The organism is Crossiella sp. CA198 (assembly GCF_052078295.1).
Lineage (GTDB): Bacteria > Actinomycetota > Actinomycetes > Mycobacteriales > Pseudonocardiaceae > Crossiella.
On the sequence record NZ_JBQJIM010000003.1, the window covers coordinates 299,665 to 317,656 of the forward strand.

Annotated in this window: 16 protein-coding genes; 1 reads left to right on the forward strand and 15 read right to left on the reverse strand. The window is 71.4% G+C overall.

Annotated features, from left to right (window positions below; translation table 11 throughout):
• Positions 1-129: 129 nt before the first annotated feature.
• From ACTOWY_RS06470 to ACTOWY_RS06520, 11 genes are all read right to left on the reverse strand, one after another.
• Complete coding sequence (locus ACTOWY_RS06470; protein ID WP_441308678.1) at positions 130-570, reverse strand: hypothetical protein; 441 nt, start codon at positions 568-570, stop codon at positions 130-132.
• The gene (dapB, locus tag ACTOWY_RS06475) at positions 567-1,352 is read right to left on the reverse strand and encodes a 4-hydroxy-tetrahydrodipicolinate reductase (protein WP_441308679.1); all 786 of its coding nucleotides are present in this window, start codon (positions 1,350-1,352) and stop codon (positions 567-569) included. Before dapB ends, ACTOWY_RS06470 begins: the two co-directional genes overlap by 4 nt.
• Positions 1,349-2,611, reverse strand: coding sequence for a M16 family metallopeptidase (locus tag ACTOWY_RS06480; RefSeq protein WP_441308838.1), 1,263 nt, complete (start codon positions 2,609-2,611; stop codon positions 1,349-1,351). Before ACTOWY_RS06480 ends, dapB begins: the two co-directional genes overlap by 4 nt.
• A gap of 113 nt (positions 2,612-2,724) precedes the next feature.
• Positions 2,725-4,980 (reverse strand): polyribonucleotide nucleotidyltransferase, encoded by a 2,256-nt coding sequence (locus ACTOWY_RS06485; RefSeq protein WP_441308680.1) that lies wholly within the window; start codon positions 4,978-4,980, stop codon positions 2,725-2,727.
• Positions 4,981-5,264: 284 nt separating this feature from the next.
• Positions 5,265-5,534 (reverse strand): 30S ribosomal protein S15, encoded by a 270-nt coding sequence (gene rpsO, locus ACTOWY_RS06490; RefSeq protein WP_185008807.1) that lies wholly within the window; start codon positions 5,532-5,534, stop codon positions 5,265-5,267.
• Positions 5,535-5,667: 133 nt separating this feature from the next.
• Positions 5,668-6,147, reverse strand: coding sequence for a 2'-5' RNA ligase family protein (locus ACTOWY_RS06495; RefSeq protein ID WP_441308681.1), 480 nt, complete (start codon positions 6,145-6,147; stop codon positions 5,668-5,670).
• A gap of 41 nt (positions 6,148-6,188) precedes the next feature.
• Positions 6,189-6,668, reverse strand: coding sequence for a helix-turn-helix transcriptional regulator (locus tag ACTOWY_RS06500; protein WP_247760421.1), 480 nt, complete (start codon positions 6,666-6,668; stop codon positions 6,189-6,191).
• Between the two features lie 125 nt (positions 6,669-6,793).
• Positions 6,794-7,753 carry a bifunctional riboflavin kinase/FAD synthetase gene (locus ACTOWY_RS06505; RefSeq protein WP_441308682.1) on the reverse strand — a complete coding sequence of 320 codons (960 nt, stop codon included), beginning with the start codon at positions 7,751-7,753 and terminating at the stop codon, positions 6,794-6,796.
• Between the two features lie 48 nt (positions 7,754-7,801).
• A complete protein-coding gene (truB, locus tag ACTOWY_RS06510; RefSeq protein WP_441308683.1) occupies positions 7,802-8,710 on the reverse strand; it encodes a tRNA pseudouridine(55) synthase TruB in 909 nt (302 codons plus the stop codon).
• Positions 8,711-8,721: 11 nt separating this feature from the next.
• On the reverse strand, positions 8,722-10,059 hold the full coding sequence (locus ACTOWY_RS06515) for an MFS transporter (RefSeq protein WP_441308684.1): 1,338 nt from the start codon (positions 10,057-10,059) through the stop codon (positions 8,722-8,724).
• Between the two features lie 179 nt (positions 10,060-10,238).
• On the reverse strand, positions 10,239-11,552 hold the full coding sequence (locus ACTOWY_RS06520) for an MATE family efflux transporter (protein ID WP_441308685.1): 1,314 nt from the start codon (positions 11,550-11,552) through the stop codon (positions 10,239-10,241).
• 72 nt (positions 11,553-11,624) lie between these two features.
• On the opposite strand from ACTOWY_RS06520, the gene ACTOWY_RS06525 reads away from it, so the two are divergent.
• On the forward strand, positions 11,625-12,149 hold the full coding sequence (locus tag ACTOWY_RS06525; RefSeq protein WP_441308686.1) for a CGNR zinc finger domain-containing protein: 525 nt from the start codon (positions 11,625-11,627) through the stop codon (positions 12,147-12,149).
• Between the two features lie 550 nt (positions 12,150-12,699).
• Here ACTOWY_RS06525 and ACTOWY_RS06530 read toward each other — a convergent pair.
• The 4 genes from ACTOWY_RS06530 to infB all read right to left on the reverse strand — a co-directional run bounded on the left by ACTOWY_RS06530 (position 12,700) and on the right by infB (position 17,855).
• On the reverse strand, positions 12,700-13,695 hold the full coding sequence (locus ACTOWY_RS06530) for a DHH family phosphoesterase (RefSeq protein ID WP_441308687.1): 996 nt from the start codon (positions 13,693-13,695) through the stop codon (positions 12,700-12,702).
• A gap of 126 nt (positions 13,696-13,821) precedes the next feature.
• Positions 13,822-14,331, reverse strand: a complete 510-nt coding sequence (rbfA, locus tag ACTOWY_RS06535; protein WP_441308688.1) for a 30S ribosome-binding factor RbfA — start codon at positions 14,329-14,331, stop codon at positions 13,822-13,824.
• Between the two features lie 36 nt (positions 14,332-14,367).
• Complete coding sequence (locus ACTOWY_RS06540) at positions 14,368-14,667, reverse strand: DUF503 domain-containing protein (protein ID WP_247760428.1); 300 nt, start codon at positions 14,665-14,667, stop codon at positions 14,368-14,370.
• Positions 14,668-14,741: 74 nt separating this feature from the next.
• Positions 14,742-17,855, reverse strand: a complete 3,114-nt coding sequence (gene infB / locus ACTOWY_RS06545; protein WP_441308689.1) for a translation initiation factor IF-2 — start codon at positions 17,853-17,855, stop codon at positions 14,742-14,744.
• Positions 17,856-17,992 lie beyond the last annotated feature (137 nt).

The window sequence follows — 17,992 nt, forward strand, 5'->3', positions numbered from 1 at the left end:
GGGCGCGTAAGCCCCGAGGGGTCGGACGATCACCAGCCGTCGAACGATCACGTCCGGTCGGGCGCGCACAAGCGGCCGGACATAGCCCAGCAGCCGGGCGTTATCCAGCGGTCAGGTGTTGCCCAGCGGTCAGGTGTTGCCCAGCTCGATGGCCTTGCGCATCGACTCACGCGCCCGCCGCCGATCCCCGGCGATGTCATAGGCCTGCGCGAGCTTGAACCAGCCGCGCCAATCCGTGGGCGCCGCGTCCACCTCGGCCTTGCGCTCGGCGAACCAGGCGTCCGCCGCGTCTCGTTCCACCCGGCCCGACGGTCGTCGCGGCAGGTCGCTGATGTCGGGCAGCTCACCGGCCTCGTCCAGTCGACGGGCCAGCGCCTCCGTGCGGCTGCCAAAACGCAGCTCGGCCAGGACCATCCAGGCACCCAGGATCGGCAGGATCAGGATGGCCAGGCCCAGGATGAAGGCCACGGCGGTGCCCGAGGTGACCAGGGTGTAGGCGCGTTCGGCCAGTAGCACCAGGTACACCGCGAGCACCGCGGTGAGGATGTAGGCGACTCTGCGGGCGTTCACAGGTCGAGCAGGGATTCCAGGCCGAGGGTCAGGCCGGGGCGGGTGCGCACTGAGCGGATGCCCAGCAGGACACCCGGCATGAAGGAGCTGCGGTCCAGCGAATCGTGCCGGATCGTCAGCGTCTCCCCCGCCGTGCCGAAGAGCACCTCCTGGTGCGCGACCAGGCCGGACAGCCGCAGGGAGTGCACCCGGATGCCGTCGACCTCCGCGCCGCGCGCGCCGTCCTGCTCCTGCGTGGTGGCGTCCGGAATAGCCCCCATGCCCGCTTTGACCCGGGCCGCGGCGATGAGCTGGGCGGTGCGGTGCGCGGTGCCGGAGGGCGCGTCGGCCTTGCGCGCGTGGTGCAGCTCGACGATCTCCACCGACTCGTAGTACTTCGCGGCCAGTTCGGCGAAGCGCATCGACAGGATCGCGCCGATGGCGAAGTTCGCCGCCACCAGCACGCCCAGCTCCGGCTTCTCCCGCAGCCAGCCGCGGATCTCCTCCAGCCGCTGATCGCTGAAGCCGCTGGTGCCCACCACGCAGTGGATGCCGCGTTCAACGCAGAAGCGGACGTTGTCCATCACCGCGCTGGGGTGGGTGAAGTCCACCACCACCTCGGCGCCAGCGTCGCCGACACCGGCCAGCCAGTCGCCCTCGTCGACCATGGCGACCAGTTCCATGTCCCGCGCGGCGTCCACCGCGCGGCACACCTCGGCGCCCATCCGGCCGCGTGCGCCGAGCACCCCGACGCGAATCGGCTCCTCGGCGCCGCGTCCCGCTGGCTGGGCAGGGGCCGTCATGCGATCACCTCGTGCACTTCGGTGGGCAAATCGTCGGCAGAAGCGTACGGCCCCACCACCGCGGCGCTGAGCGGGCGGGCCAGCAATTCACGTGCGAGTTCGGCCACCTGCTCGGCGGTCACCGAGTCGATCCGCGCGAGGGTCTCCTCCACAGTCAGGTGATCGCCGTAGTTCAGCTCGCCCTTGCCGATGCGGGACATCCGGGAACTGGTGTCCTCCAGCCCCAGCACCAGCCCGCCGCGCAGCTGCCCCTTGCCCCTGGCCACCTCGGCGGGCCGCAGCCCGTCCTTGGCGATGCCGGTCAGCACCGAACGCACCACGCCCGCGACCGCGCCGAGCCGCTCCGGCTGGCACCCCGCGTACACCGCGAGGTGCCCGGTGTCGGCGTAGGCAGCGACCGAGGAGTACACCGAGTACGCCAGCCCGCGCCGCTCCCGGACCTCCTGGAACAGCCGGGAACTCATCCCGCCGCCCAGTGCCGCGTTGAGCACGCCCAGGGCGAAGCGCCGGTCGTCATGCCGGTCCAGCGCGGGCACGCCGAGCATCAGGTGCGCCTGCTCGGTGTCGTCCTCGCACAGCACCAGCTTCTGCCCACGGATGATCTCCGCGGTGCCGACCCGCGGCGGCAGCGGCGCCGGGTTGCCGGTGAGCCGGTCGCCGAGCGCGGTCTGCGCCAGCTCCAGCACCTGCTCGTGCCGCACGTTGCCGGCCGCGGCCAGCACCATCCGGGGCAGCGTGTAGTTGTCCCGGTAGAAGCCGTAGAGCGCGTCCCGGCTCATCGCGGTGATCGACTCCTCGGAGCCGAGCACCGGCCGCCCCAGCGGGTGGTCGCCGAGCATGGCCGTGCAGAACGCCTCGTGCAGCAGGTCCTCGGGATCGTCATCGCGCATGGCGATCTCTTCCAGGACCACGCCGCGCTCGAGTTCCATGTCCGCGTCGGCGCACACCGCGTCGAAGACCACGTCACCGACCAGGTCCACCGCCAGCGGCAGATCCGCGTCGAGCACGTGCGCGTAGTAGCAGGTGTGCTCTTTGGCGGTGAACGCGTTCAGCTCGCCGCCGACCGCGTCGATCTCCTCGGCGATCTGCACCGCGTTGCGCCGCTTGGTGCCCTTGAACAGCAGGTGCTCCAGGTAGTGCGCGGCTCCCGCGACCTCCTGCGGCTCGTCCCGGGAGCCGATGGCCACCCAGATCCCCACGGACGCCGAACGCACGCCGGGCAGTTGTTCGGTGATCACCCGGAGGCCGCCCGGCAGCATGGTGCGCTGCACTGCGCAGTCCTCCGAGGTGCGCTCCAACACCTCGGTCACAAAGCCCTCCGATACGGCGCAGGGGGCGCCGGAAGCGCCCCCTGCCCTGTTGTTCCGCGACGTCACGCGTCAGCCGGCTCCGGGGTGGCGGCACCCTCGGCGCCTGCCTCGGCCCCGGTGTCGGCCTTGGCGGCGTCCTCCTCGTTCACCACGACGAGGCTGATCTTGCCGCGCTGGTCGATGTCGGCGATCTCCACCCGGAGCTTGTCACCGACCTTGACCACGTCCTCGACCTTGTTGATCCGCTTGCCGTTGCCCAGCTTGGAGATGTGCACCAGGCCGTCCTTGCCCGGCAGCAGCGAGACGAACGCGCCGAAGGCCGCGGTCTTGACCACGGTGCCCAGGAAGCGCTCGCCGACCTTCGGCAGCTGCGGGTTGGCGATGGCGTTGATCATGTCGATCGCGGCCTGGGCGGACGGACCGTCCGCGGCCCCGACGTAGATGGTGCCGTTGTCCTCGATGGAGATGTCGGCGCCGGTCTGGTCGGTGATCGAGTTGATCATCTTGCCCTTCGGCCCGATCACCTCGCCGATCTTGTCGACCGGGATGGTCACCGAGGTCACCCGCGGGGCGTACGGGCTCATCTCGTCCGGGCGGTCGATGGCCTCGGCCATGACCTCCAGCAGGGTGAGCCGCGCGTCGCGGGCCTGGTCGAGCGCGCCGGCGAGCACGTCGGAGGGGATGCCGTCGAGCTTGGTGTCCAGCTGGAGCGCGGTGATGAACTCCTTGGTGCCCGCGACCTTGAAGTCCATGTCGCCGAAGGCGTCCTCGGCGCCGAGGATGTCGGTCAGCGCGACGTAGCGCGTCTTGCCGTCGACCTCATCGGAGACCAGGCCCATGGCGATGCCCGCGACCGGCGCCTTCAGCGGCACACCGGCGTTGAACAGCGACATGGTGGAGGCGCAGACCGAGCCCATCGAGGTGGAGCCGTTGGAGCCCAGCGCCTCGGAGACCTGGCGGATCGCGTAGGGGAACTCCTCGCGGGTGGGCAGCACGGGCATCAGCGCCCGCTCGGCCAGCGCGCCGTGACCGATCTCGCGCCGCTTGGGCGAGCCCACCCGGCCGGTCTCACCGGTGGAGTACGGCGGGAAGTTGTAGTGGTGCATGTAGCGCTTGTGCGTCTCGGGCGAGAGCGAGTCGATCTGCTGCTCAAGGCGCAGCATGTTCAGCGTGGTGACACCCAGGATCTGGGTCTCGCCGCGCTCGAACAGCGCGGAGCCGTGGGTACGCGGGATGACCGCGACCTCGGCGCCGAGGCTGCGGATGTCACTGACGCCACGGCCGTCGATGCGGACCTGATCGCGCAGGATGCGCTGGCGCACCGACTTCTTGGTCAGCGAGCGGAAGGCCGCGCCGATCTCCTTCTCCCGGCCGGCGAACTCGGCGTCGGCGTCGGGCACGAGCGAGTCGAGCACCTTGGCCTTCAGCTCGTCCAGGCGGGCCTCGCGCTCCTGCTTGTCCGCGATGGTCAGCGCCTGGGTCAGGTCGGCGGCGACAACGCCCTCGACCGCGGCGAAGACGTCGGCCTCGTAGGCGAGGAAGACCGGGTAGTCGGCGGTGGCCTTGGCGGCGTCGGCGGCCAGCTCCTGCTGGGCCTCGCACAGCGCCCGGATGAACGGCTTGGCGGCCTCCAGGCCGGCCGCGACGATCTCCTCGGTCGGCGCGGCGGCGCCACCGGCGACCAGCTCGATGGTCTTCTCGGTGGCCTCGGCCTCGACCATCATGATCGCGACGTCGTCACCGACGATGCGGCCCGCGACGACCATGTCGAACACGGCGTTCTCGAGCTGCTCGTAGGTCGGGAAGGCGACCCACTGGCCCTCGATCAGGGCGACCCGGGTGCCACCGATCGGCCCGGAGAAGGGCAGGCCCGCGAGCTGGGTGGACGCGGAGGCGGCGTTGATCGCCAGCACGTCGTACAGGTCGGTCGGGGCCAGGCTCATCACGGTGACGACGACCTGGATCTCGTTGCGCAGACCGTCCACGAAGGACGGGCGCAGCGGGCGGTCGATCAGCCGGCAGGTGAGCACCGCGTCGGTGGAGGGACGGCCCTCGCGGCGGAAGAACGAGCCGGGGATGCGGCCCGCGGCGTACATGCGCTCCTCGACGTCCACCGTCAGCGGGAAGAAGTCGAGGTGGTCCTTGGGGTGCTTGGACGCCGTCGTGGCGGAGAGCAGCATGGTGTCGTCGTCCAGGTAGGCGACGACGCTGCCCGCGGCCTGACGGGCCAGGCGGCCGGTCTCGAACCGAACGGTCCTGGAGCCGAACTTCCCGTTGTCCAGAACAGCGGTCGATTCGTAGATCTCGACATCGGTCACGTGGTTACTCCTCTTTGGTTCTCTCTGTGTAGGGCCACCACGCGGCTGTCCCGGCGGAAGTGTCGCGACGAATGTCTGCCGGTCTTCGATCGAAGCTCCCGGGCATCCTGCCCGGGAACCACTACCGAGGACCGGCGTCCGCACTTCCGCTGCCTGGGACGGCGCGGGCCCCTGTGGGGTCTGGCTGGCTTTCTACTGCATCCAGCCTGTTCGCGCCCGGTCTGCGGGACGCGATCGGGATGAACCGAGGGGGAGCGGCTCGGCCGCTCCCCCTCGGTGTCAACTCATCGGCGCAGGCCGAGGCGAGCGATCAGCGCTCGGTAGCGCTCGATGTCGCTCTTCTTCAAGTAGTCGAGCAGGCGACGACGGCGGCCGACCATCAGCAGCAGCCCGCGACGCGAGTGGTGGTCGTGCTTGTGGGTCTTGAGGTGCTCGGTGAGCCCGCTGATGCGCTTGCTCAGCAGGGCGACCTGCGCCTCCGGCGAGCCGGTGTCCGACTCGTGGGTGCCGTACTCGCCGAGGATGGTCTTCTTCTGGTCAGTGGACAGTGCCACGCGTGTTACTCCTGTACTTCGCTCGTTCCGTGCGGACCCCTCGCCCATCCGGCGGGGGTTGGACGGTACCGGCCGCCACGGAACGCAGCCGGACCCAAAGATTGAGGGTAGCAGCCGTTCGGCGCAGTGCGTCTCAGCCGGTCAGGGCGAGCCGCGCCACAGAGTGATAGCTGGGACCACGCGGGGTCCGGTCACTGCGGACCAGATCTACCTCCGCTGGCGTCCACCACGGCCCAGTGTAGTCGGCCAACCGGGTGGTCAGCGAACGCATTTCCGGGCGGTCCCCGGCGAAGCGCAGCAAGGTCAGGTGCGGGGTGTACCGCTCCGGGTCGGCGCCCGCGGCCAGCGCGAGCGCGCGCAGCGCCGCTTCGTCGGCCGGGCTCGCGTACTGGATCCCGGCCCAGAGCACGCCGCGGAACTCGCCCCAGCCGCCGATCCGCAGTCGCGGCGCGCGCAGTCCGCGTAACTGTCCAGTTAGCGCGCTGGTCCGATCCTCGATCGAGTCCGGGCCGTGGAAGCACAGCGTGAGGTGCCACCGTTCGACGGGCTCGGCACGCACCCCCGGACCGACCCCGTCGAGCGGGCCGATCCCCTCGGCGAGATGACCGAGCACCTCCGCCGGCGGCCAGAGCGCGGTGAACAGCCTGGCCTGGCTCAGGACTCCTCCGCGGCCCGCCGCAGCAGATCGGCCAGCGCCGGGTAGCGACCGGCCAGCAGATCGGCCGCGCCGCTGAGTTCCTCGGCCACCGCCAGATCGCGCAGCCGGTTGAGCGCGGTCTGCTCGGCGCGGCCCTCGTCCACCGGCAGGGTGTCCATGCTCACCTTGGGCCGGGAGTCGCGGACCTGCACCAGCGCCTCGTCGATGGCGGCCTTCTCACCGGCGGCGACACCGGGGGTCAGCACCCGCCGCTCCAGCATGACCATCCGGGCGAGCACCGAGGGGTTGCCGATCTTCGCCCGTCGTCCGCTCATGACCTGGCTGAGCATGGGCGCGCTGATGCCGAGCACGTCGGCCAGCTGCGCCTGGGAGATGTCGTAGGCCACCACGAGCCGCCGGACCCGGTCTCCCAGCGGTTCGCCGTACCACTCGCGCTGCAGCGCGAGGTTACGCTGGACGATCTTCTGTTCCTCCACTGCTATTGCACTCCCAGTTGGCTCGGTCCCCGGCGACCTGCGTTCAGCGGCTTGAATCCTGCCAGGTCGGACGGCCGGGACCGGCACGAACCGCCGAGGCGTTCGCAAGTGCACCCGCGGTGGGTTCACTCGTTCGTGAGCAGCTTCCGCGTCTCCGCGACGTCCAGGTGCATTTGCGCGATGAGCGCGTCGACGTTGTCGTAGCGTTCGGTGGCGCGCAGCCGGTGCACGAAGTCGAGCGCGACGCGTTCGCCGTAGAGGTCCTCGTTGATGTCGAGCACGTAGGCCTCCACCCGGCGCTCCCGCCCGGAGAAGGTCGGATTGGTGCCCACCGAGATGGCCGCGGGCAGCGAGCGCACCTGTCCGGGCACCCCGTGGCTGACGTGGCCCACGTGCACCAGCCGCCCCGCGTACACACCGTCGGCAGGCACTGCGGAATGCAGTTGACTGGAGAGGTTGGCGGTCGGGAAACCGAGCAGCCGGCCACGCTGGTCACCGCGCACCACGATGCCCTCCAGCCGGTGCGGCCTGCCCAGCGCGGCGGCCGCGGCGTCGACGTCACCAGCGTCGATGCAGGCCCGGATGTAGGTGGAGGAGAAGGTGACCGAGTCCTCGGCGAGCAACCGCACGCCCTCGGCGACGAACCCGAACCGCGCGCCCAGCGAGCGCAGCAGCTCGACGTCCCCGGCCGCGCGGTGGCCGAAGCGGAAGTTCTCTCCGACCACCACCGCGGCCACGTGCAGCCGCTCGACCAGCAGTTCGTGCACGAACTCATCCGCGGGCACCCGGGAGATGTCCGGGCTGAACGGCAGCACGCAGAACACGTCCACGCCGAGCTGCTCGACCAGGTCGGCCCGCCGCGCGAGGGTGGTCAGCTGGGCCGGATGACTACCGGCCCGGACCACCTCGGACGGGTGCGGGTCGAAGGTCATCACCACGCTCGGCAGGCCACGTTGCTTGGCCAGTTCCACGGCTCGGGCGATGAGTTGCTGGTGACCGCGGTGCACCCCGTCGAAGACCCCGACGGTCAGCACACAACGTCCCCAGCCTCCAGGCAGGTTGTCCAGTCCGCGCCAGCGTTGCACGAGGCGAGCCTACGGGGCCCGGTGATCGTCAGCCGGACTGGGCGATGTTCAGCCGGAGGGCGCGAGCACCACGAGCGGCTTGGCCCGGCCGGCGTTGTCCTTGGCGAGCGCGATCACCTTCCCGGAGGGCGCGAACACCCCGTAGGTGCCGTCGATGCCCGCCGCGGGCAGCGCGCCGCCATGCGCGAGCGCGGAGGCCGCGGTGGCGTCGACGTCGCAGCGCGGGAAGGCGGCGGCGACCGCGGCGTCCAGGTCCAGGCTGAGCTGCGGTTCCTCCTCCAGCTGCGCCAGCGTGCGCGCCACGGCCAGGCCGAACGGGCCGACCCGGGTGCGGCGCAACGCGTTGAGGTGGCCGCCGACGCCGAGTTCGCGGCCGATGTCGCGGGCCAGCGCACGCACGTAGGTGCCGGAGGAGCACTCGACCAGCACGTCCAGGTCGGTGAACTCGCCCTCGCGGCGCAGGTTGAGCAGGTCGAAGCGGGCCACGGTGACCGGCCGCGGCTCCAGCACGACCTCCTCGCCCGCGCGCACCCGCGCGTAGGCCCGCTGGCCGTCGATCTTGACCGCGCTGACCGAGCTGGGCACCTGCAGGATGTCGCCGGTGAGCTTGGCGATCTCCGCGCGCACCGCGTCCTCGGCCACCTCGGACGCGTCGGCGGCGGAGGTCACCTCGCCCTCGGCGTCGTCGGTGGTGGTGGCGGCGCCGAGGCGGATGCAGGCGAGGTAGGCCTTGGTGTCCAGGGCCAGGTGGCCGAGCAGTTTGGTGGCGCGTTCGATGCCGAGCACGAGCACGCCGGTGGCCATCGGGTCCAGCGTGCCCGCATGCCCGACCTTGCGGGTGCCCATGATCCGGCGCACCCGCGCGACGACGTCGTGGGAGGTCATCCCGCTCGGCTTGTCCACCACGACGAGACCGGGTGGCACGGGGGGACGTGAGGCGCGTTCAGCTCGGGTCACGAGGCGCGATCCTAGGCAGCGGCGGGCACGGGCACGGCGGCGAGGTCGTCCCAGCGCCGCGCGCGCAGCTGGACCGGCACCTCCTCGCCCCTGGCCGCGGCGGCGAGCACGACCGCGCGAGCACGTCGCCACCACACCGCGGTCCGCCAGGTGCCGAAGAGCAGCACCAGCAGAATCGCCGACAACGCGACCTGGAACTTGGCCGCCGGGCCCAGTGGCGCGGCCACCTCCAGCAGCAGCCCGACGCTGAGCGCGGCGACCGTGGTCGCGCTGAAGCCGCCCACGTTGACCAGCCCGGTCGCGGTGCCGACGGTGCGCAGCGAGTTGTAGTCGCGGGCCAGCGCGAAGGCGACCGTGGAGGCCGGTCCGCCCAGCGAGAGCACCACCAGCGCGATCACGACCAGCGCGATCGGCGGTTGTCCGCCGGGCCAGCCCAGCAGCACCACCCAGGTCAGCACGGCGGCGGCGAGAAAGCCGACGACCAGCGGCATGCGCAGTTCGGGCCGGCGGCCGATGAGCGCGCCGAACAACGGCCCGCCGACGATCGCGCCGATCACCAGCACCCCGAGCATCGCGCTGGCCACGTGCGGGCTCAGTCCCTGCGCCTCGGTCAGGTACGGGAAACCCCAGAGCAGGCCGAGCACGGCCGGGGCGAACATGGTAGAGAAGTGCACCCAGAACCCGAGCCGGGTGCCCGGGATCCGCCAGGCCGCGGCCACCGAACGACCGACCGAGCGCAGCGGCACCGGGTCGGTGGCCGGGGCGGGCGTGCCCTCGGGCACATCCCGCAGCCTGGTGCCGGCCAGCGCGGCGTAGGCGGTGGTCAGACCGCCGCCGATGAGGAAGGTCAGGGTCCAGCCGACGTTGTCCAGCAGCACGGTCAGCGGCATGGTCGAGGCCAGGTTGCCCGCGCCGCCGAGCGCGGCGGAGATCGAGACGACCACGGCGTACTTGCGCGCGGGGAAGTGCCCGGCGATCAGGCGGAGCAGGCTGACCCAGGTCATCGCGTCACCGCAGCCGAGCACGGCGCGGGCGGAGAGCGCGAGCGGGTAGGAGTCAGCGAGCGCGAACAGCATCTGTCCGGCGCCGATGAGCACCGCGGCCGCGGTGAGCACCCGCCGCGGCCCGAAGCGGTCGACCAGCAGGCCGGTGGGGATCTGCATGGCGGCGTAGACGCCGATCTGCAGCACGGTGAAGACACCGAGCGCGGCCGGACCGACGCCGAAGCGCTCGGCGGCCTGGGGTCCGGCGACCCCGAGCGAGGTGCGGTGGAAGACCGCCGCCACGTAAACGACTACCGCGATGGACCAGACCAGCCACGCCTGACGGCGGGCACGCTCGGCCGACAAGGAAACCCTCCAGGGAACAGCGAAGAACAGTGAGTGAGAGGTCGGAATGGGGGCGGCCGACGCTGGCCCACCTTAGACATCGGATGATCACCCGTAAGCGTTATCAACCCGAGACGTGGCCTGGCCCACAGGCGTGCGCGAACCGGCGCCGCACGGCTCCGTCGCAGGTCAGCACCGTGTCAGTCCCGCACGGCGCCCACCACTGCCCAGCGCCCGCTGCCGGCCCGCCACAACACCGCGGCGAGCCGCAACACCATGAACGCGCTGAGCCCGGTCCAGATTCCGAGCAGCCCCCAGCCGAAGACCATCGACGCCCACACCAACGGCAGGAAACCGAGCGCCGCCGACAACAGGGTCGCGGTCCGCAGGAACGCCGCGTCCCCCGCCCCGAGCAGCACCCCGTCCAGCGCGAACACCACGCCCGCCACCGGCTGCAACAGCACGAAGAACCACCACGCGTGCGGCACCTCGGCGAGCACGCCGGCATCCGGCGTGAACACCCCCGGCAGCACCCCGGACAACGCCGCGAACAGCACCCCGAGCGCGATCCCGAACACCAGCCCGTAGCGGATCATCTGCCCCGCCAGCGCCTTCGCCCGCTCCGCCCGCCCCGCACCCAGCTCCGCCCCGACCAGCGACTGCGCCGCGATAGCCAGCGAGTCCAGCACCAGCGCCAGGAACGTCCACAGCTGCAACACCACCTGATGCGCCGCCGCGGTCGCCGCCGAGGTCCGCGCCGCCACCGCCGCCGCGGAGACGAAACACGCCTGGAAGGCGAGACTGCGCAACACCAGGTCACGTCCCAACCCGAGCTGCGCGAGCATGCCCCGCCAGTGCGGCCGCAACGGCACCCGCTCCACCACCAGCGCCCGCAGGAACAGCACGGCCGAGATGGCCTGGGCGAGCACGTTGGCGATCGCGGAGCCCTCCAGCCCCCACCCGTCGAACTCACCGAGTCCGTGCACGAACACCGGGCAGATCACGGCGGAGAGCGCGTTGCCGAACAGCACGTACCGCATCGGTCGCGCGGTCTCCTGCACCCCGCGCATCCATCCGTTGCCGGACATCGTGACCAGGATCAACGGCGCCCCGAACAACGCGATCCGCAACCAGGAGACGGCCGAATCCGCGACCGGCCCCTCCCCCGCGAGCAACCGCGCCACCGGCCCCGCGAACACCTGCCCGACCAGCACCAGCCCCGCACCCAGCAACAACGCCAGCCAGGTCGCCTGCACACCCTCCGCGACCGCGTCCGCCCGCCGCCCCGCGCCGTGCAACCGGGCGGCCCGAGCGGTGGTCCCGTAGGAGAGGAAGGTCAGCTGCGTCGAGACCTGCGCGAGCACCACGCCACCCACCGCGAGCGCGGCCAGCGGCACCGCGCCAAGCCGCCCGACCACCGCCGTGTCGACCAGGAGGTACAGCGGTTCCGCGGCGAGCACCAGCAACGCGGGCAACGCCAGCGAGAGCACCCGCCGCAACGGCACCTGGTCCACGGCAACCTCCCGGTAAGGTGCTGTTAGCTATTTGACCCCTGACGCATGGCAGCGTAGACGTAAGGACCGACAATGGACAACGCCGATTACCTCGACGTAGCCCTCCGCCTCGCCAACGCGAGCCTGGCCGATCTGGCCGACCTCCGCGCCGCCCTGCACGACGAGCCCTGGTGGGCCGACCGCACCACCGAGACGGACCTGGAGGCCCTCCGCACCGTCGCCACCACCCTCCGCATGGCCCTGGACGCCGCGGTCAACGACGACGCGGACGCCGTCCTGACCACCGTGAACACCCTGCTGGCCACCCACCCGCCCCGCCCCCGCCTGTCCGGCCACAGCAGCGGCGAAGCCCCCAACTGGCACATCCACGTAGCCGAACCCGACGCCCCACCTGCTCAGGAAGTAGCCGCGGCCGCAGCCTGGGGCCTGGCCCAAGCAGTCGTCCGCCATGGTCTGGATCGGTGGGGCCACTGCGCCGCCCAGGACTGCGCCACGTACTTCGTGGACACGTCGACGAATCGCGCCAAACGCTTCTGCTCGGCTCGCTGTGCCAATCGGGTTCATGTGGCCGCGTTCCGCGCTCGACAGCGCACCTGAACAGCGGTGACACCTAGACGCGGTTAATCAGTGAGCCGTCTCGTCCAATCGGATTTCGGCTGAACAATCGCGCCAAGTTGAGTACTGCTCGCACCCACATCCAGCGATCCAGGGAGCATCAACAGCGGGCGTATGGCGGCAACGAGGTCGAAGCGACGGCCATCAAGTGTGCGATCCACGTCTGCGCCACCGTCGCAACCACATTCGAGCGCACTCCGCCATCGCGCACCGCGCACCGCGCACCGCGCACCGCGCACCGCGCACCGCGCACCGCGCACCGCGCACCGCGCACCGACCGGAGGCAACCTGCCTTAGCCCGGCGTGATTCCTGCCTTCCGCCCGTCCACACGACACGCTGCGTCCCACGGTGGCGTTCTCACGTTCGGCTCACAAACCACGGCAGCAGCCAGATCCCGGCCTTCTCGCTCGCCGCGCCCGTCTCGGTTGCGTCCGTCTCGGTTGCGTCCGTCTCGGTTGCGTCCGTCTCGGTTGCGTCCGTCTCGGTCGTGGCTGGGCCTCGTCGCCGCTGAACTGGTCGTGCTTGGTCCGGCTACAGCAGCGGGGCCGCGTTGAGTGCCGCGCGCACCTCGTCGAGCACCTCGTCCAGTGCGCCTCGCATCGTGCAGCCGGCCGCCAGCCGGTGTCCGCCGCCACCCAGTGCCTGGGCCGCCGCGCCCACATTGACCCGGCCGACCGCGCGCATGGACAGCGACCACTCGTGGTCGCCGATCTCCTTGAACACGACCGCCACCTCGGCTTCCGCGGTGCTGCGCACCACGTCGACGACGCTGTCCACGTCCTCGCTGCGCAGGCCGGCCACGTCGCGCAACCGCACCGCCGCGTGCACCAGCCCGAACCCGCGGGCGCCGTCGGGTTCCAGCCGGGCGCCGCCCAGGACCGTCGAGAGCATGCCCAGCCAGGCGAAAGGGTGGTTGTCCATCAACGGGCGGGCTGTGGCTTCGGCGTCCACGCCCGCCGCGAGCAGGCGGGCGGCCAGCTCGTGGGTGTGGGGGCGGGCGCGGCGGAAGGAGCTGGTGTCGGTCACCAGGCCGGCGTAGAGGCAGCGGGCGATGTCGGGGTCCGGGGTGATGCCCATTTCGTCCAGGAGGCGCAGGACCAGGACGGTGGTGGACTCGGCTCGGTCGTCGACGATGTGGTGGGTGCCGTAGCGGGTGTTGGAGGCGTGGTGGTCGATGACCACGACCTGGCCGCCTGCGGCGATGATCTTCGGAACGCGTTCGCCCAGCCAGCCGAGGCGGGCGAGGCTGCCGGTGTCCATGGCGACCAGCACCGGTGGCGACTCGGGCACCTGCGACGGCGGGACCAGCAGGTGCTCGGTGTCCAGTGCGACCAACGCGTCTGGTGCGCGGTCCGGCGTGGAGAAGGACACCCGGACGGTCTTGCCCAGGCGGTGCAGGGCAAGACCGAGGGCCAGGGCGCTGCCCAGGGCGTCGGCGTCCGGGTTGACATGTCCGAGCAGGGTGACGTCGGTGGCGTCGGCCAGCAGCCGGGCGGCCGCCGCCACCTCGAACTCGAGTGGGGCCACCGCTCCACGTTCGCCGGCCAGGGCGCTCACCTCCGCGACAATCCTGCTGTTGTAGCTGACCTCAAGGGGTCAGCCTCGCCCACAACCCCAGGTCACGTCCATACCTTCCGGCGATATCCGGGCTGGTCAGCGGTGGCGAAGCTCACCGTCGGCCGGCTCGGCGGCAGTCGCCTCGGCCGGGCCCTCGGCTTCGTCCTCGTCCGCCTCGCGCGGTGCGCGGTACGGGTCGGCGTCACCGGCGGGGCTGGCGCCGGAGGCGAGGCGGGCGACCTCGGCATCGGCTTCCCTGGCCTTGGTCAGCAGCTCGTCCATCTGCCGTGCGGTGTCCGGCACGGTGTCGGCGATGAAGGCCAGGGTCGGGGTGAACCGCACCCCGGTGCCTTGCCCGACCAGCGACCGGAGCACACCGGTCGCGCTGGCCAGGGCGGCCGCCGCACCGGCGAGGTCCGGCGGTGCGTCCACGGTGTCGCCGAGGACGGTGTAGTACACGGTGGCGTCGCGCAGGTCTCCGGTCACCTTGGCGTCGGTGATGGTCACCTTCGCCAGTCGCGGATCCTTGATCTGGTGCTCGATCGCGGAGGCCACGATCTGGGCGATCCGCTTGGCCAGCCTGCGGGCGCGGGCCTGGTCGGCCACGGCGCTCACTCCCTTTCTCGGGTCTTGCCTGTCTTGTTACTCGTCGTCGTCCGGTCCGTGCACGCGCCGGCGCGCCGACAACAGCTCCAGCTCGGGGCGCCCGGCGACCATCCGTTCACAGGCGTCGAGCACATCCCGGATGTGCCCCGCGTCCGCGGCCACCACGGCCACCCCGACGAGGGCACGGCGATGCAGGTCCAGATGTCCGGCCTCAGCGGCGGACACCTCGAACTTGCGGCGGATCTCCGCGATCACCGGACGGACCAGCGACCGCTTCTGCTTCAGCGACTGCACGTCGCCGAGCAGGATGTCGAGTTCCAGCGACCCGACGTACAAATGGCATCACCAGTGGGTAAGTCGATGGGCGCGAGCCCGGACCGACTTGGGGTCGGTCCGGGCCCGCCACAACCTCAGTTGCGCGGCTTCTCCCGCATCTCGTAGGTCTCGATGATGTCCTCGACCTTGAGGTCGGAGTAGTTGCCGAGCGTCAGACCACACTCGAAGCCCTCGCGGACCTCGGTGACGTCGTCCTTGAACCGGCGCAGCGTCGAGATCGGCAGGTTCTCCGCGATGACGTTGTTGTCGCGGAGGAGCCGGGCCTTGGTGTTCCGCTTGATCTCACCGGAGAGCACCATGCAACCCGCGATGGTGCCGACCTTGGAGGACTTGAAGACGTCGCGGATCTCGGCGCGGCCGAGCTGGACCTCTTCGTACTCCGGCTTGAGCATGCCCTTGAGGGCCTGCTCGATCTCATCGATCGCCTGGTAGATCACGGTGTAGTACCGGATCTCCACGCCCTCGCGGTTGGCCAGCTCGGTGGCGCGGCCCTCGGCCCGGACGTTGAAGCCCAGGACGATGGTGTTCTCCGCCGTGGCGAGGTTGATGTCGCTCTCGGTGACACCACCGACGCCGCGGTGCACCACGTGCAGCTGGACGTCGTCGCCGACCTCGATCTTCATCAGAGCGGCTTCCAGCGCCTCGACGGTACCGGAGTTGTCGCCCTTGATGATCAGGTTGAGCTGGTTGGTCTCCTTCAGCGCGGAGTCCAGGTCCTCCAGGCTGATCCGCTTCCGCTTCGCCGCGTTCTGCGCGTTGCGGATCCGGGCCTGGCGACGCTCGGCGATCTGCCGGGCGACGCGGTCCTCGTCGACCACCAAGAAGGTGTCACCCGCACCTGGCACCGAGGTCAGACCGATGACCAGCACCGGACGCGACGGAGTCGCCTCGGTGACGTCCTCGTTGTGCTCGTCCACCATGCGGCGCACTCGGCCGTAGGCGTCACCGGCGACGATCGAGTCACCCACGCGCAGCGTGCCGCGCTGGACGAGGACCGTGGCCACCGGGCCTCGACCGCGGTCGAGGTGCGCCTCGATCGCGACACCCTGGGCCTCCATGGCCGGGTTGGCCCGCAGGTCCAGCGAGGCGTCCGCGGTGAGCAGGATCGCCTCGAGCAGACCGTCGATGTTGATGCCCTGCCGCGCCGAGATGTCCACGAACATGGTCTCGCCGCCATACTCCTCGGCGACCAGCCCGTATTCGGTGAGCTGCTGGCGGATCTTGTCGGGGTTCGCCCCCTCCTTGTCGATCTTGTTCACCGCGACCACGATCGGCGCGTTGGCCGCCTGGGCGTGGTTGATCGCCTCCACCGTCTGCGGCATCACACCGTCGTCGGCGGCGACCACGATCACCGCGATGTCGGTGGAGTTCGCACCACGGGCACGCATGGCGGTGAACGCCTCGTGACCAGGGGTGTCGATGAAGGTGATGAGCCGCTCGTTGCCGTCCAGCTGCGTCATCACCTGGTAGGCGCCGATGTGCTGGGTGATGCCGCCGGCCTCGCCCTCGTGGACGTTGGTCTTGCGGATCGTGTCCAGCAGCCGGGTCTTACCGTGGTCGACGTGACCCATGACGGTCACCACCGGCGGACGGATGACGAGGTCTTCCTCGTCACCGGCGTTCTCGCCGTAGGTGATCGCGAAGGAGGACAGCAGTTCGCGGTCCTCTTCCTCCGGGCTGACGACCTGGACCTGGTAGTTCATCTCCGAGCCGAGGAGCTCGAGCACCTCGTCGGAGACGGACTGAGTCGCGGTGACCATCTCACCGAGGTGGAAGAGCACCTGCACCAGCGCGGCCGGGTTGGCGCCGATCTTCTCGGCGAAGTCCGTCAGCGAGGCGCCGCGGGGAAGCCGGATGGCCTCGCCGCTGCCCTTCGGCAGACGCACGCCGCCGATGGACGGGGCCTGCATGTTGTCGAATTCCTGGCGCTTCTGGCGCTTGGACTTGCGACCACGGCGAGCCGGGCCACCGGGACGGCCGAAGGCCCCCGCGGCACCGCCACGGCCACCGGGACCACCCGGACGGCCGCGGAAGCCACCGCCACCACCGGCGGGCGCGCCACCAGGGGCGCCACCGGGACCGCCGCGGAAACCGCCGCCGCCACCGCCACCACCGGGGCCGCCACGGAAGCCACCGCCACCGCCGCCACCACCGGGACGACCAGTGCCGCCACCGCCACCGCCGGGGCCGCCACGGAAGCCGCCACCGGCACCGCCGCCACCACCGGGACGACCAGCGCCGCCACCGGGGCCGCCACGGCCGCCACCGGGACCGCCCTGGCCACCACGGCCACCGCCGCCGGGACCTGCCGGACGAGCCGGCCGGGGCGGCATCATGCCCGGGTTGGGCCGAGGCGGCATGTTGCCCGGGGTCGGACGCGGTCCACCGCTGCCCGGCGCGGGCCGGTCACCGCGCGGCGCGGGCGACGGACGCCCGTCGCCGGGCCGCGAGTCGCTCGGCCGGGGCGGCATGGCGCCCGGCGAGCCGGGACGCGGGCTGGAAGGACGTGCGGGCGGCGCACCGGCGCCGACACCGAACGGGTTGTTGCCGGGACGCGGCGCGCGCGGACCGGGCTTCGGGGACTGCGGCTTCGGCGGCACGACACCGGCGTCCGGCGCCGGCTTGGGGCCGGGGCGCGGGCCGGGACGAGTCGCGGCGGGCCGGTCGGCCTTGGGCTGCTCGGTCCGGGGCGCGTCGGCCTTCGGCTGCTCGACCTTGGGCTGTTCCACCCGCAGCTGCTCGACCTTGGGGGCCGGCTTGGGCTGCGGGGGCTTGGGGGCCGCGGGGGCGGGAGCCGCTGCCGGTGCGGCCGCCGCCGCGGGGGCCGGAGCCTGCTCGACCGGCTTGGGGGCCGGCGGACGCGGGCCGGGCTTGGGGCCTGGGCCGGGACGACCCGGCATCGCGGCCGGGCCGGGCACCGGCGCGGACGGCCGGGCCTGCTCGCCGGCGGCCTTGGGCTGCCCCTCGGCCGGCGACGGACGGGAAGCGGGCGGCGTGGGTCGCGGAGCGGAGCGCTTCGGGGAGTCGGTGGCGCCCAGGGAGTCCCGAAGCCTGCGGGCGACGGGGGCTTCCACGGTGGACGACGCGGACTTGACGAACTCGCCAAGCTCCTTGAGCTTGTTCAGTACTTCCTTGCTGGTGACTCCGAGCTCCTTGGCGAGCTCGTGCACGCGGGCCTTGCCTGGCACTGGTCTCCTTATCTGGAGGCCAAGCGGCAGTCCCGCTCGACCTCGCCTACCGTCGAAACGCGCTCATGGCTTCAGCTTCACGGCTGACTCATGACGGGTCGACCTGCTTCCTTGTTCCGGACATGACGCGAGAGGTC